This window comes from Streptomyces longispororuber (assembly GCF_024448165.1).
In the GTDB taxonomy this organism is placed as follows: Bacteria; Actinomycetota; Actinomycetes; order Streptomycetales; family Streptomycetaceae; genus Streptomyces; species Streptomyces longispororuber_A.
Genome location: NZ_JAMOLN010000011.1, coordinates 65,514 through 85,822, shown reverse-complemented (window position 1 = coordinate 85,822; position 20,309 = coordinate 65,514). Strand labels below are relative to the sequence as shown.

Sequence of the window (20,309 nt, the reverse complement as noted above, 5' to 3'; positions counted from 1 at the left end):
GTCTTGCTGTCTTGCGTTTCCGACTCTATCAGATCTTTCCGATCCGATTTCCTCGGGATTTTCGCTTCAGGAATCCGAATTCACGGCTCCCTTTCGGCGAGATCGAACTCTACCAGTCTTTTCTCGACCTCTTGACCACTCGTCTGCGGACATGCAGAAGCTGATCAAAGATAGGGTTCGACTTGATAGATGCCGCCGAGATGCAGGACGCTCGATGGCGTCGGTTGCTCCCAGGCAGGAGTACGACAGTACATGGGGGTCGGCGCGGTGCGCAAATCGTTTGCGCGATGCCCCTACGTCAGCCAACCGGTACCTCTCGTGCGGAACCGGGACTTTTTATGACTTACGCTTCTGAACAGTACGTCGTCCGCGACAGGTAGTGACGACGACCATGAATCTCCACCCCTGGGAGGCTTGCCATGACCAGTGTGACGTCCCCTCTTGCAGGACGCGCCATCGGGCTCTCCGCCGTTCCTGACCCGGTCTTCTCCGGTGCGATGGTCGGCCCCGGCACTGCCATCGACCCCGTGCGCGAGCCCTCCGAGGCAGTCGCGCCCGTCAGCGGCATCGTCGTATCTCTGCACCCGCACGCCTTTGTAGTCGTGGACGAAGAGGGCCACGGTGTACTGACGCACCTGGGTATCGACACCGTTCAGCTCAATGGCGAGGGCTTCGAGCTGCTCGTCAACAAGGGCGACACCGTTCAGCGCGGGCAGGCCGTGGTGCGCTGGGACCCGGCCGCCGTCGAGGCCGCCGGCAAGTCGCCGGTGTGCCCGATCGTGGCGCTCGAGGCCACTGCCGAGTCGCTCTCCGACGTCATCGACGACGGGGACGTCAAGGCCGGCGACGCGCTCTTCGGCTGGAAGTGACCGGGAGCCGTCGGTGACGGCCGGCAGGACAACCATCGCGGTGGCACGGCCCGCCGCACTATCGGAGACGGGTGAGATGGAAGCAACGCTGCGAGGCGTCGGCGTGAGCCACGGTGTGGCGATCGGCGAAGTTCGGCACATGGGGACGGCGGTGCTGGAGCCGCCGGCCAAGCAGATTCCGGCGGAGGAGGCCGAGCGCGAGCAGGGGCGCGCCCGCCAGGCCGTCGAAGCTGTGGCGGCCGACCTGATTGCGCGTGGCAATCTGGCCGGCGGCGAGGCGCAGGCGGTGCTCGAGGCGCAGGCCATGATCGCTCAGGACCCGGAGCTGATCGCCGACGTGGACCGGCGGATCGCCGTCGGCAGCACCGCGGAGCGGGGCATCTACGACGCCTTCTCCCACTACCGCGAGCTTCTCGCGGGGGCCGGCGAGTACATGGCCGGTCGCGTCGCGGACCTCGATGACGTGCGGAATCGTATCGTCGCGCGTCTGCTGGGCGTTCCGATGCCGGGTGTGCCGGACAGCGACGAGCCGTACGTGCTCATCGCCCGTGACCTGGCTCCCGCGGACACCGCGCTGCTCGACCCCGCGCTCGTGCTCGGTTTCGTGACCGAGGAGGGCGGGCCCACCAGCCACAGCGCCATTCTCGCCCGTGCGCTCGGTGTTCCGGCCGTCGTCGCGCTGCCGGGCGCCGGTGAGCTGGCCGAGGGTTCCGTGATCGCGGTCGACGGCAGCACTGGCGAGATCTTCGTGGATCCGACTCCGGAGAAGCGTGCCGCTCTTGAGGCCTCGGCTGCCGAGCGCAAGGCTGCGCTGGCCGCGTCGACCGGTCCGGGTGCGACCTCCGACGGGCACAAGGTGCCGCTGCTCGCGAACATCGGTGGTCCCGCGGACGTGCCTGCGGCCGTCGAGGCGGGTGCCGAGGGTGTCGGTCTCTTCCGCACCGAGTTCCTGTTCCTGGACGACAGCAAGAAGGCGCCGTCCGAGGAGAAGCAGGTCGAGGCGTACCGGAAGGTGCTCGAGGCGTTCCCCGAGGGGCGTGTCGTGGTGCGTGTGCTGGACGCGGGCGCCGACAAGCCGCTCGACTTCCTCACTCCGGCGGACGAGCCGAACCCGGCTCTCGGTGTGCGTGGTCTGCGCTCGCTGCTCGACCACCCGGAGATCCTGCGTACGCAGCTGACCGCGCTGGCGAAGGCTTCCGAGGGTCTGCCGGTCTACCTCGAGGTCATGGCTCCGATGGTCGCGGACCGCGCCGACGCCAAGGCGTTCGCCGACGCGTGCCGTGAGGCGGGGCTCCAGGCCAAGTTCGGCGCGATGGTGGAGATCCCGTCCGCCGCGCTGCGGGCCCGCTCGGTGCTCCAGGAGGTCGAGTTCCTTTCGCTCGGCACCAACGACCTGGCCCAGTACGCGTTCGCGGCTGACCGTCAGGTCGGTGCGGTGTCCCGTCTTCAGGACCCGTGGCAGCCCGCGCTGCTCGACCTCGTCGCCCTGTCCGCCGAGGCGGCCAAGGCTGAGGGCAAGAGCTGTGGTGTGTGCGGCGAGGCCGCATCGGACCCGCTGCTGGCGTGCGTGCTGACCGGTCTGGGTGTCACCTCCCTGTCCATGGGTGCCGCGTCGATCCCCTACGTGCGGGCGACGCTCGGCAAGTACACGCTGGCGCAGTGCGAGCGTGCGGCCGCCGCCGCGCGTGCCGCGGACTCCGCCGAAGAGGCGCTCAAGGCCGCTCAGGCGGTGCTGTCCGGCGAGTAGTCGGCCGACCGGCTGGTCCGGAGGGCGCTCCACCTGCGGGTGGGGCGCCCTCCGTTGTTTGCTCGGGCGCGGTCAGTGCAGGTGTCGGCCCTCGGGATCCGATGCGTCCACGTCCGGTGCCGTGCAGTAGTCGACGCCCGGTTGTGGTGCGGTCAGGTCACCGGTGTGCGCGTCGGTGCAGTAGGCGTCGAAGACCTCCGCGGCCGTGAGCGGTTGGAGTCCTTCGTCCTTCACGTGCCAGCCGTAGATGCGGTCCCGGTCTTCCGCGGGTGTGCTGGTGCGCAGGACCAGGCCGCACGGGCTGTGGGTGGCGATCGCGAGGGCCAGCACGATCGTGAGTTCCATGGCGGCCGTCTCGTCCAGGCGGACGGTGCCGGGGGTCGTGGCGTCGACGTGGAGCGTGGCGTGGAGCGGCTCTCGGCCGGTGTGGGCGCTGCAGACCCAGTGGTGGACGCCTTCGCCGATGGTGTCGAGTGCGCGGGCGACCAGGTACGAGGCGCGGGCGAACGCGGTGCGTCCGACGTCCCGTCCGCACACGGCGCAGGGGCCGATGCGGGCGAGCATCGTCGATGCGTACTCCCAGGTCGCCTGACGGACCGCTTCCTCGACGAGGTCGGGGACGAGGTCATCGAGCGGCTGTCCCTCGTACGGGACGGTGGGTCCTGTCGAGGCCAGCTCCGCGGTGAAGCGGGTGCGGCTGGCCGCGGCGTCCGGTTCCAGACCGGTCTCCGCGCAGAACTCTGCGTAGTCGTCGGGGTCGAAGAGGGCGACGGTGGTGTATCCGCCGGCCCCGGCCAGGTTCTTGAGGAGTCCCTCGACCTGCTTCAGATAGGTCCGGTGGTCCTCGAAGGTGAAGCTGCGGTAGCGCCGCATGGCCGTGAAGTCCTGCTCGTCGGCCAACAGGCCGATGGTGCCCGCCACTTCACGGCGCAGGATCTGTCGCATGCTGGCCGTCCGGCCGTGCTGGGTGTGCGTCATGGTTCCCCCTGAGTCTGCTTGGTCAATGCTCACTCAGAGTAATCGGGGCCACTGACAACGCCGGTGGGGCGCTGTGTCGCACGGCCGGACGGGCCGGGTGTCAGGCTCGTTTGCGGGCGATGTCCTCGTAGAACTTGAGCAGTTCGAGGTTGTCGATGGAACCGGCGTTGACCGCCTTCTCCAGCGGTGTGCCCTGCAGCAGGCGCTTCACGGGGACTTCGATGCGCTTGCCCGTGAGGGTGTGCGGGACGCCCGGGGCTTCGATGATCTCGTCGGGGACGTGGCGCGGCGAGAGCTGTTCGCGGATGGTCTGCTTGATGCGGGCGCGCAGGTCGTCGTCGAGGACGGCGCCGGGGGCCAGGTGGACGAAGAGGGGCATCCAGTATCCGCCGTCGGGCTGTTCGAGGCCGATGACGAGCGACTCGCGGATCTCGGGGAGGCGTTCCACCGCCTCGTAGATGTCCGCGGATCCCATGCGGACGCCTTGGCGGTTGAGGGTGGAGTCGGAGCGGCCGTGGATGACGACGGAGCCGTGGGCGGTGACGGTGATCCAGTCGCCGTGACGCCAGACGCCGGGGTAGGTGTCGAAGTAGCTGTCGTGGTAGCGGCTGCCGTCGGGGTCGTTCCAGAAGCGGATCGGCATGGACGGCATGGGGTTGGTGACGACGAGTTCGCCGACTTCGTCGACGAGGGGGTTGCCCTCGGGGTCCCAGGCCTGGAGGTCCGTGCCGAGTCCGGGGGCCTGGAGCTCGCCGATGTGGACGGGAAGGGTGGCCACGGCTCCGGCGAAGCAGGAGCAGACGTCGGTGCCGCCGCTCACCGAGGCGATCCACAGGTCGTTGCCGACCTCGTCGTGGAGCCAGCGGAATCCGTCCGGCGGGAGGGGTGAGCCCGTGGTGGCGACGCATGTGACGCGGGACAGGTCGTGGTCGCGGGACGGGTGGACGTCGGCCTTGCGACAGGCCATGACGTACGCGGCCGAGGTTCCGAAGAGGGTGGCGCCGGTGCGTTCCGCGATCGCCCACTGGGCGCCCGTGCCGGGGTATCCGGGACTGCCGTCGTAGGTGACGATCGTGGTGCCGGTGAGCAGGCCGGAGACGAGGAAGTTCCACATCATCCAGCCCGTGGACGTGTACCAGAAGAAGCGGTCGTCGGGGCCGAGGTCGCAGTGCAGGCCCAGCTGCTTGAGGTGTTCCACGAGGATGCCGCCCTGGGACTGGACGATCGCCTTGGGGAGTCCGGTCGTGCCCGAGGAGTAGAGCACCCACAGGGGGTGGTCGAAGGGCACCTCTTCGTAGACGGGCGGCACGTCGCCGGCGGTGAGGTCGGCCCAGTCGAGGGCGCCTTCGGGGGCGTCGGTACCGAGCAGGGGGATGTGTACGACGGCGCGCAGGGAGGGCAGCTCGGCGCGGAGTTCCGCCACCGTGTCCCGGCGGTCGTGCTCCTTGCCTCCGTAGCGGTATCCGTCGACGGTGAAGAGGACGACGGGTTCGACCTGTTGGAAGCGGTCGAGGACGCTTCGGGCGCCGAAGTCGGGGGCGCAGGAGGTCCAGACGGCTCCGACGGCGGCGGTGGCGAGCAGGGCGGTGACCGCCTCGGGGATGTTGGGCAGGTAGCCGCTGACGCGGTCGCCCGGGCGTACGCCGAGGGTGCGCAGTCGTGCGGCGAGGGCACCGACCTGGCGGCGCAGTTCGGACCAGGTGACGGGGCTGGGCTCGTGGCTCTCGTCGACGTGCAGGATGGCCGGGGTGTCCGCGCGCGTGGGGTCGTCCGCCGTCCGCAGCGCGTGCTCCGCGTAGTTGAGCGTGGCTCCCGGGAACCATTCGGCGCCCGGCATGGAGCGGTTGCCCAGCACGCGCGCGTAGGGGTGGGCGAAGCGCACGTCGAACCAGTCGGTGACGGCCTTCCAGAACGTCTCCAGTTCGGACACCGACCAACGGTGCAGTGCTGCGTAGCCCCCGTCGGCAGGTGCTCCGTAGTGCTCGGCCGCCCAGGCCTGGAACCGTGTGACCTGTGCGTCGTCGATCGTCTGCTGGTCGGGCTGCCAGAGCGGCGAGGGGTTCGCTGTGGACATGGGGCGGCTCCCGGAAGTACGCGGTGTGGGCGTCATGGGCGCGCACGGGCTGGGGTGTGCGCGTGACGCGGCGATTAGGACGATGCCATGTGATCGACTTCGACACCAGGGCGTGCCCCACATAGTCGGTGTCGTGAAGATGTGCTGCCGCCACGGGTGAACGGCAGTTGAACGCGACCCGCGCGCGTGGGCGCGGGTGGCAGGGTGAGCAGCATGAACGGTCGTGACCTGGTGCGCTCGGTGAAAGCGGTCTCTCAGGTGGGCGCTGCCCAGGGGCTGCGTGCCGTCCGGGCCTCGTGGCGGCACCGGCGGGCGGACGCGGTGGGGCTCCCCCGGCGGGGCCCGGAGCGGGCTCGCGTCCCCGGTTGTGTCGTCGGTGCGGATCCGGAGCCCGGTGGGGGCGTGCTGCGTTTCGAGCGGTCGCGGCTGCGGATCACGGTCACGGTGAGCGGAGCCGTCTTCTGGGGGTGGGACGGGGCCGAACCGGAGCCGTCGTACGCGCTGGCGGGGGTGCGTCCTGAGGCGGATCCGCGGACGGTGCTCGAACCCGACAAGGACGGCGGCTGGCGGGTGGTGGCCGAGCGGGTGACGCTGGCGGTGTCCCGGCACGGTGCCGTGGAGGTGTGCACGCCGGGTGGTGTGGTGCTGCGTCGTGATCTGCCGCCGCGCTGGTGGGAGCCGCAGGACGGTGGCGAGGCGCGGTGGGTGCAGCGGTCGGAGGTGGCCGCCGACGCGCGGTTCTTCGGCCTCGGGGGGCGTGCGTCGGGCCCGCGCCTGCGGGAGGGCACGTACAGGTTGTGGAACACGGATCCGGGCGGCTCTTTCGGCCCCGGGGACGATCCGCTGTCCGTCACGATGCCGGTCCAGATGGTGGTCGCCGACGCGGGGACGCATCTGGTCTTCCACGACAGCACGTGGGACGGCGTGGTGAGTCTGCGTGAGGGTCGCGAGGGGGCCGGGTCGGGGCACGACCGCTCCGGTGCGTGTGAAGTGCGCATGGAGGGTGGCCCGTTGCGGTGCTGGGTCGTGGTGGGTACGCCCGCGCGAGTCCTGCATACGTGGGCGCAGCTCACGGGTGCTCCTGCGGTGCCGCCTTCTTGGGCGCTGGGGTACCAGCATGCGCGCTGGGGTTTCGGCAGCGACAAGGAGGTGCGGCGGGTCGCGGCGGGCTACAAGGAGCGCGATCTTCCTCTGGATGCCGTGCATCTGGACATCGACCACTATGCGGCGCGCCAGGTCTTCACGGTCGATCACCACCGCTTCGCCTCGTTGCCCCGGTTGGCGGAGGAGTTGCGCGGCGCGGGTGTCCGGCTGGTCTCCATCGTCGATCCCGCGGTCAAGGCGGAGCGCGGCAACGCGGTGTACGACGGCGGGCAGGCGATCGACGCGTTCGTCAGGAACGCCTCGGGCGGGTCGTTGCACGGCGTCGTGTGGGCCGGCGAGTCGGTGTATCCGGACTTCACGGCGGAGCGGGTGCGCAAGTGGTGGGGCGGGCTGTACGAGGAGCGGCTCACGCAGGGGTTCTCGGGGTTCTGGCACGACATGAACGAGCCTGTCTCCTTCGCGGCGTTCGGTGACCCCACGTTGCCCCGGTCGGCCCGTCACGCTCTCGAAGGGCGTGGTGGCGATCACCGGGAGGCGCACAACGTGTACGGACTGTGTATGACGCAGGCCGCCTATGAAGGGCTGCGTGAACTGCAGCCCCAGGAGCGGCCCTTCCTGTTCTCGCGGTCCGGCTGGGTCGGCATGCAGCGCTACGGAGGGACCTGGTCGGGGGATGTCGCCACCGGGTGGCCCGGGCTGCGGGCGTCGCTGTCCCTGGTGATCGGTCTCGGGCTGTGCGGGGTGCCGTACTCGGGTCCTGACGTGGGCGGGTTCGACGGGGTGCCGTCGGCCGAGCTCTATGTGCGCTGGCTCCAACTGGGCGCCTACTTGCCGCTGTTCCGTACGCATTCGGCGCGGTACGCGGGTCGGCGCGAGCCGTGGGAGTTCGGTGACGAGGTGCTCGGGCACGCGCGCGTGGTGCTGCACGAGCGGCGCCGTCTGCGCCCGTACCTCGTGACGCTTGCGCATCTCGCCCGGCGCACCGGGGCTCCGTATGTGCGCCCTGTGTGGTGGGGCTCGCCGGAGGAGCGGGACCTTCGGGACTGCGAGGACGCCTTCCTGTTGGGCGACTCCTTGCTGGTGGCTCCTGTGCTGGAGCCGGGGGTCGGGCGCAGGTCCGTGCGGCTTCCTCAGGGGCGGTGGTACGACACGGCCACCGGTGAGGTGTTCGAGGGGCCGGGTCGGGTCACGGTCGACGCTCCCCTGTCGCGGATTCCGGTGCTGGCGCGCGCGGGATCCGTGCTCCCGGTACTCGGTGAGACCGGCGAGATCGAGCTGGAGGCGTGGGCTCCCGAGCCGGGGCGTTCGGGGGGCGGCTGTGTCGTGCCCGATACGGGAGACGGCTGGGACGAGGCCGAGGTCGAGCGGCACCGGGTGCGGTGGAACGACGGCCGGGTGGTCGTCGAGGCGGACGGTGAGGACGGTGGGGGTGAGCCCCCGTATTTGGTGCGGGTGCGGGGGCTCTGAGCGGTCTTGTGGCGGCCTCGTAGTGGGGCCGGTCTCGTACCGGGATCGGGTCGGCCGCGTACCGGGGCCGGCCTCGGACTGGGGCCGGCCTCGGACTGGGGCCGGCCCCGGACTGAATCTGTCGTCGAGGTCGCGTCGTCCGCCTGGAGGGTGGCCCCACAGGCGTCTCGGGGCCCCTCCCGCCCCAGCAGTGCGAAGCCGGTTCGAGGGTGTGGGGAGGGTGCGATCTCACGGCGCCGGGAAGCTCAACTCGCGCCCCGCTACGAGGCCTTATCGGCAACGCCGTGAGCGTGTGCGCCTGCTAGTCGCCACGGGGCAGACGGGAGTTGGACGTCAGCCCCTGCCCCGGCCCGACCTCATACGTAGCGGCCCTCGAACCACGCCTTGACCGCCAACGTGTGCAGGGGGAAGGCCAGTTCCGCCGGGCGGCGCAGCAGGTGCCAGCCCTCGGTCTCGTCCGTGGGCGCGCTGGCGGGCAGTTGGGCGGCCGGGCGCTCGGGCAGCAGTCCGAAGAGCAGGAGGTGGCCGTCCGGGGAGCTCATCGCGTCCATGAGGCGCACTTCGCGGGCCGCCGCCTCGATGCCGGTCTCCTCGTGGAGTTCGCGGACGACGGCCTGCCGCCAGTCCTCCCGGTCGTCGACGAACCCGCCGGGGAGGGCCGCCTCCCCGCGCGCGGGCGCGATGGTGCGGGTGATCACGACGAGGGCCGTGCCTGCCGTGTCGTAGACGGGTTGCAGGGCGATCGCCACGGGAAGCGGGTTGCGATAGGCGACGGAGTCGCAGGCCGGGCAGGTGCGCGGCCAGCCGTGCACCTCGGTCCCGTAGGCGGTCCCACAGCTCGAACAGTGGGAATCCGGAACGGGGTTGGGCGTGGGGTGGGTTGATGCGGACACGGCGGGGACTGTATCCGATCACCCGCGTGTGGTCTTCCCCCGAGGGCCCGCCTCCTGATAGACGCTGGGCCATGATTCGAACCGCCGCCGTTCTGCGGAAACTCGCCGCCCTGACGACCGCCGCCCTGCTGGGCGTGGCCGTCGCCCCCTCGACAGCCAGCGCGACGCCCGATCCCAAGGCGCCCAAGGAGTTCGTGGCGCTCGGTGACGTCGACCCGACGATCATCCAGGAGATGCGCTACTTCACGGAGCACAACTTCGTGGGAGAGCCGATCGACGGCTACAAGAAGCCGATGTGCATCCTGACGAGACCTGCGGCGAAGGCCCTCCACAAGGCGCAGGCGGGGCTGCTGAAGAAGGGCTATTCCCTGAAGGTCTAAGACTGTTACCGGCCGCAGCGGGCCGTCGACCACTTCGTACGGTGGGCGAAGGACCTCGACGACCAGAGGATGAAGCCGGAGTTCTATCCGCAGGTCGACAAGACACGCCTGTTCGCGGACGGTTACATCGCGGAGAAGTCGGGGCACAGCCGCGGCTCCACGGTCGACCTGACGATCGTGAAGCTGCCGGCTCGGCCGACGCGTCCCTACGTACCCGGGGAACAACTCGCCGCCTGCTACGGAGCACAGAAGGACCGGTTCCCCGACAACTCTCTGGACATGGGCACCGGTTTCGACTGCTTCGACACGCTCGCGCACACGGATGATCCGCGCGTACAGGGGGTGCAGCGCGCCAACCGGGATCTGCTGCGGGAGGCGCTCGGGGGCGAGGGGTTCGTCAATCTTCCGGAGGAGTGGTGGCACTACACGTACAAGCCTGAGCTCTTCCCCGACACCTACTTCGACTTCCCGATCTCGCGGAGGTCGCTGGGCGGCAAGGGGTGAGTGGTGGCAGGTGAGTTTCTGGCACGGTTCTCCTGGCCCGCCGTGACGGCTTCGTCCGGCCCCGGGCCGGAATGAAGCGCATTCCCGTCCGGGCTGCATGTTGGACCTGGGCTACAGGGCAGGGGTCCCCGAGAGTGCTGGGGCCCCTGCCCTGTGCGTCACGTTCGGTCCGCGCACGGACCGGCCGTGCTGGTGCCCCCGGCAGGATTCGAACCTGCAACCTCCTGATCCGTAATCAGGCGCTCTGTCCATTGAGCTACGGGGGCGGGCGGAGACCCCGGCTATCACCATCCGGGGCCCCCTGTGTTTGAGTGAGCGGGATTCGAACCCGCAACAATCTGATCCATAGTCAGAAGCGCTGCCGTTGCGCCATCACTGTTTGTCCGCTCTATCCTCTGCACGGTTGGGCGGGTTTCAGTTTGAAGACCGAGACGTGTTGCCTTTACACCATCGGGACGCGAGTGCCCCGAGCCAGAATCGAACTGGCATCTCTCGGCGAAATCCCCGCCGGGTAGATCAGAAGAACGTCGGCGTTGCTGAGACTGGAGCGAGAATCTGAAACTGAAGCGCGCGGCTGCCTCTGCCTATTGGGCTACCGGGGCACGAAAGCCCCGGGCAGGTTTCGAACCTGCACTGTCACCGGACACGCGTGAACCTGAGACTCAACTTCAGTCTTCGGCTCCCGGCTCGGGAGCCACCCGAGTGCTCAGCTCGGGAGTCTTGGGGGCGCCCTAGGGCGCCAGGAGGAAGCTGAACACGTCCGCTCCGATGCGGATCTGCTCGGCCTCGTGGGAGTTGGCCTCTTCGCGTGCGCGCTTGACCGCGTCAGCGAGAGCGTCGATGCGGCTGATCAGCTGGTCGCGGCGGGCGGGCGAGAGCGCGCCGCTGAACTTCGTCGTCGCCCAGTGCCCCACGATCTCGTCGACCATGTACACCTCGGTCTGCGCGGGGTGCTTGTCCGTCGCCGGGTAGCGGACCAGCGTCTTGGGCACCTTGCGCGTGCGCGTCGTCTGGACGGGATCCGTGCGCCACCCGCGGGAGTTCTCGTCCGGCAGCCACGCCTCGGACGGATCGAGCGTCGGCGCCTTCGCGACCACGGTGCGCAGGTCGACCAGCTGCTTCTCGAGGAAGAGGAGCAGCGGTACCGGTGCGTCGCTGACGATGGTTACGTCGTCGACCACCACGTCCGCAGAGGCCTCCGTGTTGGCCCGCTCCTTCGTGGCCACCACGTCGAACAGCTTCGTCAGGTGATCGGCCATCCCCGTGAGCGAGTTGTCGACGTTGTTCTGCACGAGTGTCGACTCGGGCGGGAACTGCTCGCCTTCGTCGTCGACCGGCGAGTACTTCCGGCTCAGGCCGGCGAAGAGCGCGGGCTTCTGCAGGTCGTGATAGATCTTCGTGATCGACGCCGCGGTACGGGACTTGATGCCCTTTTCAACGGCGACGATCTGATTCAGCTTGGGCATGCGGATGTCCCTTCGACTTGAGTTTCACAGGGTTGCTGGCGTTAGGGGTCAAGCACGCAGGCGTGAGCGCACCGAGTCCTTGACGTCGCCAAGCAATTCGGTCCTCGTGCCCTGGTCGATGGCGTCGCCGTCCTGGTTGATTCAGAGTTCCATGACCTCCCCTCTCAAAGCCACGGATTATTGAACTGGCGGGCTCACGCCCTGGGGACGCCCTCAGCGGGCCGACCGGGCAGGGGAGTTCGGGGGTGCTCGGGACCAGAGCTCAAGCCCACGGCAACTGCCGATACTCCCTGATCCTCCGCAAGGTGATCAGTAGGTGAGCGAGTCATCGCGCAGTCCCCCGCCGATCTCACCCTCGTTTCCTCGTTCTGCTGCGGCCGCGGCGACCGCTCCGTCTTCATCTCCGCCAAGAAGAAGCCGAAGAAGCCGCGGACCGGCTCCACAGGACCCAGGCACGCCACTTCGTTACGGTGACGGCCATGAACGAGGACATCCGAGGTGCTCAGGCCATCGAGTCGAGGCAAGTGGCAGATGTCTGGACGCGTAGAGAAGTCTGGTGACGCGAGCACGCCCCGGCGACCGTCAATCTCCTGCTTCCTGGAGCTTCGGACGCCGAGATCAATTCCTTGCAGCAGTCACTGGGAGTCCGAGTCCCCGCTGGCCTCAGAGCACTGTGGTCTGGCGGCCGGCCTGGATCCCCATCTGCTCTTTCTGCGCCCATGATCAGTCCTCTGGGCTGTACCTGGACGTCGAGACGGGGAGGATCGGACCGAGCTTCTGCCTGACGGGCCCCGGTGACCGAACCGGCCGCGAGCCGGACACTGGCCGGCCGCCCGTCGCGGCAGCTACAGGAAGGGGTTGACGAGCGCCACCGCGCCCGCCACAACGAAGACACCGCCCATGATTCGGGCCCCGCCCACAGACCTCGGCCAGAGGCGGTACTCGGGGACAAGTTCGTGGAACACCTCGGCCGCGCCTCGGAAGTTGAGAGCGACACTCGCGCCGATGGGGAGGGCGAGCAGGCCCCACACCACGCCGAAGACTGCCCCGCTTGTCACCTGCCGAGCCCCCCTCGCAACGATCTTGAAGTCACCCTAACCGCCGCTTCGCTCCCGGGGGACGTCGCGGCGGCGCTCGATACCGTCGTGCGGCCATCGCTCACCGGCACACCGCATCGCCCTCAGGAACGTGATCACGGTGGGCCAGCGGAGCCGACGGTCGGCGCGATCCGGCCGTGCGTGGCGGACTGTTCTGAGCTTCCGGGCCGTGGCGGGATCTTCTGTGACATGGGGAGGGCGCATCCAGAACCACCCCCGTGGATCCCGGTCGCGCCCTCCCCGATACACGGACGCGAGAGGGGCGCACATGGTTCTGCGGGAAGCCTGACGTCGATCGGTCGGGCGTGGCACACTTCTGACGTTCCGTCAGATTCGCTGCCGGGGAGGAACTGTGGCGCGCACGCGTACACCTGTCGTGGCCGATTGGTTCACCGGGGAGGGGGCCGACTTCCGTCTGCTGGGGACGCGCTGTTCGGCGTGTTCGTCGGTGTTCTTCCCCCGCGAGGACGGGTGGTGTCGCAACCCGGGCTGCGCCGGGGGTGACCTGGCCGAGGTTCCGCTGTCGCCGCGCGGGCGCGTCTGGTCGTACACCGATGCCCGGTACCGGCCGCCCGAGCCCTATGTCTCGGACCGGGAACTTCCCTGGCAGCCCTATACGTTGATCGCTGTGGAGCTTGCTGCCGAGCGATTGGTGGTGCTGGGGCAGGGGGCTCCCGGGGTGCGTGTCGACGATCTGGCGGTCGGCATGGAGGTGGAGGTCTTGCCGGGCGTGCTCGGGGAGGACGGGGACGAGGAGACCGGGACGGCCTGGACGACGTGGCACTGGCGGCCGACGGGGGTGGCGGCATGACGGGGGACGTGGCGGTGCTCGGTGCGGGCATGCACCCCTGGGGGAAGTGGGGGCGCAGCTTCGTCGAGTACGGCACGGCGGCGGCGCGGGCCGCGCTCGCCGACGCGGGCGTGGACTGGCGGGACGTGGGATCCGTGGTGGGCGCCGACACGGTGCGCGGCGGATACCCGGGCTATGTGGCGGGGGCGACGTTCGCGAAGGCGCTCGGCTGGCAGGGCGCACGCGTGACGAGCGTGTACGCGGCCTGCGCGTCGGGCGCCCAGGCCATCGGCACGGCGCGGGCGCAGATCCTTTCCGGCCTCGCCGACGTCGTGCTCGTGGTCGGGGCCGACGCGGCGCCCAAGGGCTTCTTCCGGCCCGCGGGCGGCGACCGGCAGGACGACCCGGACTGGCTGCGCTTCCGGGTTCTCGGCGCGACCAACCCGACGTACTTCGGTCTCTACGCGCGCCGCCGGATGGCGACGCACGGGGACACCTTGGCGGACTTCGCCCGGGTCAAGGTGAAGAACGCGGCGTCGGGCGCGCTGAATCCCAACGCCCGCTACCGCAAGGCGGTGTCGGCCGAGGAGGTCGCCGCCTCCGCCGTCGTCGCGGACCCGCTGCGGCTGCTGGACATCTGCGCCACCTCGGACGGCGGCGCGGCACTGGTGCTGTCCAGCATGGAGTTCGCGCGGCGGCACGGGGCCGCCGATCCGGTCCGCATCCGCGCCGTGTCGACGGTGACGCCGACGTATCCGAACACGGTGCTCGACCTTCCGGACATCGCGACGGACTCGGCCGCCGGCGTGCGGCCCGAGGGGCCCGCCTTCAGGTCCTCCATCGCGCTCGCCGCGTACGAGGAGGCCGGGATCGGGCCCGACGAGCTCTCGCTCGCGGAGGTCTACGACCTGTCCACCGCTCTGGAGTTGCAGTGGTACGAGGACCTCGGGCTGTGCGCGGAGGGCGAGGCCGCGAAGCTGCTGCGCGACGGGGCGACCGCACCGGGCGGCCGCATACCCGTGAACGCCAGCGGCGGGCTCGCCTCCTTCGGGGAAGCGGTGCCGGCCCAGGCGATCGCCCAGGTGTGTGAGCTGACCTGGCAGTTGCGGGGTACGGCCGGGGCGCGGCAGGTGGCCGGGGCCCGGGTCGGGATCACGGCGAACCAGGGGCTGTTCGGCCACGGATCGTCGGTGGTCGCGGTGCGCTGACAGGCAGGTTCGCACGCTGTGTGATCACGCGGGAATGCTGCGTGAACAGTGTGTGAACTGGGACATGTGGGGCTCGTGCGGCGCCATCATGCTGGCGTGCACTCCTGGACGGACCATCTCCGCTTCGCCTTCCAGCCCGTGGTCAACCTGACCACGGGAGCCGTGGCGGCCCTGGAGCTCCTGGCCCGCCCGGAAGCCGGCGACGTGCTGGCGCGGGCCCGGCGCGAGCCCGAACTCGACGGACGGCTGGCCGCGTTGGCGGTCCGAGACGCGGCGCGTCGGGAGACGCTGCTGCCCCTGCACGTGAACGTGTTCGCGGGCACGCTCGCGGACCTGGGCTCACTCGCGGCGCTGCGGGACGCGGTCCGGGCAGCCGGCCGGCTGCCGTGGGAGGTGACGGTCGACGTGTGCCCGCCCTTCACGCACGTGCCGCACCGTGCGCTCCTGGAAGGCGTCGCGGCGGTCCGCCGCGAGGGGTTCCGGATCTGCGCGGACGGCGTCGGGGACGGCGACGTACCGCTGCGACTGCTGGACGATCTGGCGCCCGACCTGATCAAGCTGGACGCGTCGCTGCTGACCCGGACGGCGACGGTGCGGGCCATGCGGACCCTGTGCGAGGAGTCGGGCGCGCTGCTCGCGGTCGAGGGCGTGGAGACGGAGCTGCAGTGCGCCGCGGCCCGGGACGCGGGGGCGCAGCTGGCGCAGGGCGGCCTGTTCGCGCCGCCCGCCCGGCTGCCGATCGCCGAGGTGTACGTGCCCGATCTGCCCGCTCGCACGGGGGCGGCGCGGCCGACGGGGCCCTCGGTGCGGGAGTTCGTGCGGCCCGCGGCCCTGCTGCCCGAGTCGGCGTCGGCCGAGCAGGTCCGCAGGCTGCTCACCGGTGCCCCGGAGGTGTCGGGAGTGCTGCTCGTGGACACCGCGGGGGTGCCGGTGCGGTCGGTGCAGCGGGACCGGTTCCTGCTGTCGCTGTCCGCACGGTACGGGCACGCCCTGTACGCGGACCGGCCGGCGGCGCGGCTCGGCGACCGGCCGCGCACGGTGGGCGCCACGGCGACCGCCTGGGAGGTCCTGGACGTGGTCGCGGACGGCGAGCACACCCGCACCGCCGACGACGTCGCCGTCGTCGACCACGACGGGCGGTGCGTGGGCGTCGTGCGCCTCGCCGACCTCGTACGGTCCCTCGCGGAGAGCCGGGTCGAGGAAGCGGCAGGGCTCAACCCGCTGACCCGGCTGCCCGGTTCGGACGCGGTGACCGGGGAGCTGGACCGCTGGGTGGCGCAGGGGCGGGGATTCGCGCTGAGCTGGCTGGACATCGACGGGTTCAAGCAGGTCAACGACGGTGCCGGGTTCGCGGCGGGCGACGAGCTGATCCGGTCGGTGGGGCGGACGCTCGCGGACACGGAGTCGGACGGGGTGCGGGTCGGGCACATCGGGGGCGACGACTTCCTGGTCCTGGCAGATCCGGAGCGGCTCGATCCGCTGGCGGCCGCGGTGCTGGACGTGCCCTGGTCGGCGGGCGGCCTCGCCGTGACGCTGTCGCTCGCCACCGTGCTGTGCCCGCCGGGCAGCGTGCCCGACCACCGGCAGGCGGCCGCGCACCTGGCCCCGCTCAAGCAGGCCGCGAAGGCGCTGCCCGGGGCGAGCTGGGTGTGCGGGCTCGCGGGTCGCGAGGGCTTCGACGTGCGGCGCGGTCCGGACGCGGCCGGTGTCGTGCCGACGCAGGGGCGGGCGCCCCGCGCTTCGTAGGAGCGGCCTCAAATTCCTTACGGGAGAAGGCAGTCGGGGAGCGATTGCCCCCGGTTAACCGTTGCGGTCCGCGACCTTGACGCTCCAGTACGGCCGGTGAACACTTCCGGGTGTCAGTCGGCATCGCCGCATGTCGGCCCACCGCCGCCCAGGGTCCTTGCCTGCCCTTCCGGCGTTCCCTGCCGGGTTGTGGCAGGTCCGGGCCGCTCCCCCACGCGCGATGACGGCTGCACGGGCACGCTCGTCACGGACGCCGGGCGGGGCGCGGGACCCCTGCCTCCGGTCGAAGCAGCCAGAACCAGCCATGGGAACGCACCCTGCACGGAGGACCGGGGCGGGCGCACTGCCCCGGGCGAGGGCCTAGGAGCCGCCATGAGCAACGGAGACATCTTCGTCGGTGAGGTCATCGGCACCGCAATCCTGATTCTGTTCGGCGCGGGCGTCTGTGCCGCGGTCACCCTCAAACACTCCAAGGCGCGGGCCTCCGGGTGGATCGTCATCGCGTTCGGCTGGGGCTTCGGCGTGCTGGCCGGCGCGTACACGGCCGCGCCGCTCTCCGGCGGTCACCTCAATCCCGCCGTCACCATCGGCATCGCGGTCGACACCGGCAAGTGGGACAAGGTCTGGGTCTATCTGCTCGGCCAGATGGTCGGCGCGATGCTGGGCGCCGTCCTCGCGTACCTGGTGTACCTCGCGCAGTTCAACGCCAACGTCAGCTCGGGCGTGAAGAGCGCCGACGCCCCCGCGGAGGAGGACGGCCCGACCCCGACGCTCGGCATCTTCTCCACGATCCCCGAGATCCGTAACACGGTCGCGAACCTGATCACCGAGATCATCGCGACGATAGGTCTGGTGCTGCCCATCCTCGCGTTCGGACTGACCAAGGGGCTCGGCGAGTCGGGCACCCAGGTCCTGATCGTGGCGCTGCTGGTCGTCGGCATCGGCCTGTCGCTCGGCGGGCCGACGGGATATGCCATCAACCCGGCCCGTGACCTGGGCCCCCGCATCGTGCACCACTTCCTGCCCATCCCCAACAAGGGGACGTCCGACTGGGGTTACGCCCTCGTCCCGGTCGTCGGGCCGCTCATCGGCGGCGCGCTGGCCGGGCTCATCTACAACGTGGCGTTCTGAGGCGCGGCCCCGGCGCCGCTCTCGACAGCCGTCCCTTGCACGACCGTCTTCTCACGAAGGGGTAGTCATGCCCGACACTTCCGTGAAGTACGTCGCCGCCATCGATCAGGGCACCACATCGAGCCGCTGCATCATCTTCAACCAGGACGGCGAGATCGTCGCCGTCGACCAGCGCGAGCACCGCCAGATCTTCCCGAAGCCGGGCTGGGTGGAGCACGATGCCACCGAGATCTGGTCCAAGGTCCAGGCCGTGGTCGCGGGCGCGATCGCCAAGGCGGGCCTGCGGGCCGACCAGTTGAGCGCCCTCGGCATCACCAACCAGCGCGAGACGACGGTCCTGTGGGACCGGGCGACCGGCAAGCCGGTGCACAACGCGATCGTCTGGCAGGACACGCGGACCTCGGCGCTCTGCAACGAACTGGGCGGCTCCGACGGGCAGGACCGCTTCCGTGAACAGACCGGTCTGCCGCTGGCCAGCTACTTCTCCGGGCCGAAGGCCGCCTGGCTGCTCGACAACGTGCCGGGGCTGCGGGCACGGGCCGAGCGCGGCGAGATCGCGTTCGGCACGATCGACTCCTGGCTGATCTGGAACCTGACCGGCGGCACCGACGGCGGCGTGCACGTCACCGACGTCACCAACGCCGGGCGGACGATGCTGATGAACCTGGAGACCCTCCAGTGGGACCCGTCGATCCTGTCCGCGATGAACGTGCCCGAGGCGGTCCTGCCGGAGATCCGGTCCTCAGCCGAGGTGTACGGCACGGCGGTGGGCCAGTTGTCCGGGGTGCCGGTGGCGGCGGCGCTCGGCGACCAGCAGGCCGCGATCTTCGGGCAGGCCTGCTACGACGTCGGCACGGCGAAGAACACGTACGGCACCGGCAGCTTCCTGCTGCTCAACACCGGTAACCGGCCGGTGCCTTCGAAGAGCGGGCTGCTCACCACCATGGGCTACAAGATCGGCTCCGAGGCGCCGGTGTACTGCCTCGAAGGGTCGATCGCCATCACTGGCGCCCTGGTGCAGTGGTTCCGCGACCAGCTCGGCATCATCAAGTCCGCCGACGAGATCGAGACGCTCGCGGCGAGCGTCGAGGACAACGGCGGCGCGTACATCGTGCCCGCGTTCTCCGGCCTGTTCGCCCCGTACTGGCGCTCCGACGCGCGCGGCGTCGTCACTGGCCTGACCCGCTACGTCACCAAGGCGCATCTGGCGCGCGCGGTCCTGGAGGCGACGAGCTGGCAGACGCGTGAGGTCGTGGACGCCATGTACCAGGACTCCGGGGTGCAGATCACGACCCTGAAGGTCGACGGCGGCATGACCAAGAACAACCTGCTCATGCAGCACCAGGCGGACGTGCTCGGGGTGCCGGTGATCCGGCCCAAGGTGTCCGAGACGACGTGTCTGGGCGCCGCGTACGCGGCCGGGCTCGCGACGGGCGTGTGGAACGACCTGGACCAGCTCAAGGCGCACTGGCAGCGGGACGTCGAGTGGAGCCCCGCGATGGACGCGCAGATCCGCGACCGCGAGTACCACAACTGGCGCAAGGCGGTGGAGAAGAGCTTCGGCTGGCACGAGGACGGCGTGTAGGCCCCTCGGAGGCACATCGTCCTTCCGGTGGGTACGCGCGCGTGGTGACGCACGACGTCACCACGCGCGCGTGGACGCGCGTGACGGTGCCGGGTCAGGTGACCGCGGGCTGCCTACGCTGGGCGGCGGCCGCGGCGGCGTGCTCGACGACGCCGATCAGGACGTCCTTCACGGACTCCTTCTCGCGCGCGTCGCACAGTACGACCGGGACCCCGGAGTCCAGGTCGAGCGCCTGGCGGACGGAGTCGGCCGGGTACCGGTCCGCGCCGTCGAAGCAGTTGACGCCGACGACGAACGGTATGGACCGTCGCTCGAAGTAGTCGACGGCGGCGAAGCAGTCCTCCAGGCGGCGCGTGTCCGCGAGGACCACGGCGCCCAGCGCACCGGTCGCCAGCTCGTCCCACAGGAACCAGAACCGGTCCTGCCCGGGGGTGCCGAACAGGTACAGGACCAGGTCCTTGCGGAGGGTGATCCGGCCGAAGTCCATGGCCACCGTGGTGGTGTGCTTGCCCTCGACGCCCTGGGTGTCGTCGACGGGACGGCCCGCCTCGCTCAGCAGCTCCTCGGTGCGCAGGGGTTTGATCTCGCTGACCGCGCCCACGAGGGTCGTCTTGCCCACGCCGAATCCGCCGGCCACCAGGATCTTGAGCGTGACGGGCTCGACGGGAGCCTTGCCGCGCTCGGAACGCCCGAAGATCATGGGTTGTCTCTCCTGCCTCACTGGTGTCGCCGTGCGGGTGCTGCTGTCGGTGGGGCGAGCGGTTGCGGGACGGCGCCGCGGCGGGGCGTGTGCCGCAGGCCCGGGCGCCGACTCCCGCTCCCCGCCGAGGAGTTCCCGCCGCCTCGCCCCGTGGTCCGTCTCCTCAGAGAGCCCTGAGGCCGTCGATCACGTCGCGCAGAATACTCTCGTCGGGCAGCTCCGCGGGGGGTACCGGACGGGTCACGTGAACCAGTTCGTCGTCGACCAGATCGCCGATGAGGACACGGACCACACCGATCGGAAGATCGAGTTCCGCGGCGAGCTCGGCGACCGACTGCGGACTGTCGCGGCACAGGTCGACGATGTCGACGTGCTCCGGCGACAGGGTCTGGTCCGCCACCGGGTCGGCGGCGCGCTGTTCCGCGACGACGACCGCGATCAGATCGAGACGGTGCTGGCCCGCGCTGGTGGTGCGGCCGCGTGTCATGGCGTACGGCCGCACGACGGGTCCGGCCTCGTCGTCGAACCAGTGGTGCGGCTCCTGCGTCCCCTGACCGTCTGCGCTCATGC

Annotated in this window: 15 protein-coding genes, 2 tRNA genes and 1 pseudogene; 9 read left to right on the top strand and 9 right to left on the bottom strand. The window is 70.3% G+C overall.

Annotated features, from left to right (window positions below; all coding sequences use genetic code 11):
- Window positions 1-419: 419 nt before the first annotated feature.
- Window positions 420-869 (top strand): PTS sugar transporter subunit IIA, encoded by a 450-nt coding sequence (locus M4J07_RS05405; protein WP_255967757.1) that lies wholly within the window; start codon window positions 420-422, stop codon window positions 867-869.
- 76 nt (window positions 870-945) lie between these two features.
- Entirely contained in the window at window positions 946-2,616 is a 1,671-nt protein-coding gene (ptsP, locus tag M4J07_RS05400) for a phosphoenolpyruvate--protein phosphotransferase (protein WP_255967756.1), read from the top strand.
- Window positions 2,617-2,688: 72 nt separating this feature from the next.
- Here the strand turns inward: ptsP and M4J07_RS05395 are convergent, their stop codons facing one another.
- Window positions 2,689-3,594 (bottom strand): hypothetical protein, encoded by a 906-nt coding sequence (locus M4J07_RS05395; RefSeq protein ID WP_255967754.1) that lies wholly within the window; start codon window positions 3,592-3,594, stop codon window positions 2,689-2,691.
- A 100-nt stretch (window positions 3,595-3,694) separates the two neighbouring features.
- Window positions 3,695-5,668: an acetoacetate--CoA ligase gene (locus M4J07_RS05390; protein ID WP_255967752.1), complete on the bottom strand. Its 1,974-nt coding sequence runs from the start codon at window positions 5,666-5,668 to the stop codon at window positions 3,695-3,697.
- A 213-nt stretch (window positions 5,669-5,881) separates the two neighbouring features.
- On the opposite strand from M4J07_RS05390, the gene M4J07_RS05385 reads away from it, so the two are divergent.
- On the top strand, window positions 5,882-8,239 hold the full coding sequence (locus tag M4J07_RS05385; RefSeq protein ID WP_255967750.1) for a glycoside hydrolase family 31 protein: 2,358 nt from the start codon (window positions 5,882-5,884) through the stop codon (window positions 8,237-8,239).
- 356 nt (window positions 8,240-8,595) lie between these two features.
- On the opposite strand, the gene M4J07_RS05380 is transcribed toward M4J07_RS05385, so the two are convergent.
- Window positions 8,596-9,132 (bottom strand): NUDIX domain-containing protein, encoded by a 537-nt coding sequence (locus tag M4J07_RS05380; protein WP_255967748.1) that lies wholly within the window; start codon window positions 9,130-9,132, stop codon window positions 8,596-8,598.
- Window positions 9,133-9,203: 71 nt separating this feature from the next.
- On the opposite strand from M4J07_RS05380, the pseudogene M4J07_RS05375 reads away from it, so the two are divergent.
- A pseudogene (locus M4J07_RS05375) lies at window positions 9,204-10,016 on the top strand (M15 family metallopeptidase).
- 190 nt (window positions 10,017-10,206) lie between these two features.
- On the opposite strand, the gene M4J07_RS05370 reads toward M4J07_RS05375, so the two are convergent.
- The 4 genes from M4J07_RS05370 to M4J07_RS05355 all read right to left on the bottom strand — a co-directional run bounded on the left by M4J07_RS05370 (window position 10,207) and on the right by M4J07_RS05355 (window position 12,540).
- Window positions 10,207-10,282: transfer RNA gene (locus tag M4J07_RS05370), tRNA-Arg, on the bottom strand.
- Window positions 10,283-10,478: 196 nt separating this feature from the next.
- Window positions 10,479-10,618, bottom strand: a tRNA-OTHER gene (locus M4J07_RS05365).
- 129 nt (window positions 10,619-10,747) lie between these two features.
- Entirely contained in the window at window positions 10,748-11,482 is a 735-nt protein-coding gene (locus tag M4J07_RS05360; protein WP_255967746.1) for a DUF7873 family protein, read from the bottom strand.
- An 845-nt stretch (window positions 11,483-12,327) separates the two neighbouring features.
- The gene (locus M4J07_RS05355) at window positions 12,328-12,540 is read right to left on the bottom strand and encodes a hypothetical protein (RefSeq protein WP_255967745.1); all 213 of its coding nucleotides are present in this window, start codon (window positions 12,538-12,540) and stop codon (window positions 12,328-12,330) included.
- A gap of 391 nt (window positions 12,541-12,931) precedes the next feature.
- On the opposite strand from M4J07_RS05355, the gene M4J07_RS05350 reads away from it, so the two are divergent.
- The 5 genes from M4J07_RS05350 to glpK all read left to right on the top strand — a co-directional run bounded on the left by M4J07_RS05350 (window position 12,932) and on the right by glpK (window position 19,039).
- Window positions 12,932-13,390, top strand: coding sequence for a Zn-ribbon domain-containing OB-fold protein (locus tag M4J07_RS05350; RefSeq protein ID WP_255967744.1), 459 nt, complete (start codon window positions 12,932-12,934; stop codon window positions 13,388-13,390).
- Entirely contained in the window at window positions 13,387-14,577 is a 1,191-nt protein-coding gene (locus M4J07_RS05345) for a lipid-transfer protein (RefSeq protein WP_255967743.1), read from the top strand. The genes M4J07_RS05350 and M4J07_RS05345 overlap by 4 nt, the downstream gene beginning before the upstream one ends.
- A 96-nt stretch (window positions 14,578-14,673) precedes the next feature.
- Window positions 14,674-16,323 carry an EAL domain-containing protein gene (locus tag M4J07_RS05340; RefSeq protein WP_255967742.1) on the top strand — a complete coding sequence of 550 codons (1,650 nt, stop codon included), beginning with the start codon at window positions 14,674-14,676 and terminating at the stop codon, window positions 16,321-16,323.
- 372 nt (window positions 16,324-16,695) lie between these two features.
- The gene (locus M4J07_RS05335) at window positions 16,696-17,454 is read left to right on the top strand and encodes an MIP/aquaporin family protein (RefSeq protein ID WP_255967740.1); all 759 of its coding nucleotides are present in this window, start codon (window positions 16,696-16,698) and stop codon (window positions 17,452-17,454) included.
- Window positions 17,455-17,521: 67 nt separating this feature from the next.
- Window positions 17,522-19,039: a glycerol kinase GlpK gene (gene glpK / locus M4J07_RS05330; RefSeq protein ID WP_255967729.1), complete on the top strand. Its 1,518-nt coding sequence runs from the start codon at window positions 17,522-17,524 to the stop codon at window positions 19,037-19,039.
- A 94-nt stretch (window positions 19,040-19,133) separates the two neighbouring features.
- Here glpK and M4J07_RS05325 read toward each other — a convergent pair whose 3' ends face one another.
- Together M4J07_RS05325 and M4J07_RS05320 are read right to left on the bottom strand one after the other, a co-directional pair.
- Window positions 19,134-19,739 (bottom strand): GTP-binding protein, encoded by a 606-nt coding sequence (locus M4J07_RS05325; protein ID WP_255967727.1) that lies wholly within the window; start codon window positions 19,737-19,739, stop codon window positions 19,134-19,136.
- A gap of 163 nt (window positions 19,740-19,902) precedes the next feature.
- Window positions 19,903-20,307 carry a DUF742 domain-containing protein gene (locus M4J07_RS05320; RefSeq protein ID WP_255967725.1) on the bottom strand — a complete coding sequence of 135 codons (405 nt, stop codon included), beginning with the start codon at window positions 20,305-20,307 and terminating at the stop codon, window positions 19,903-19,905.
- Between the last annotated feature and the right edge of the window lie 2 nt (window positions 20,308-20,309).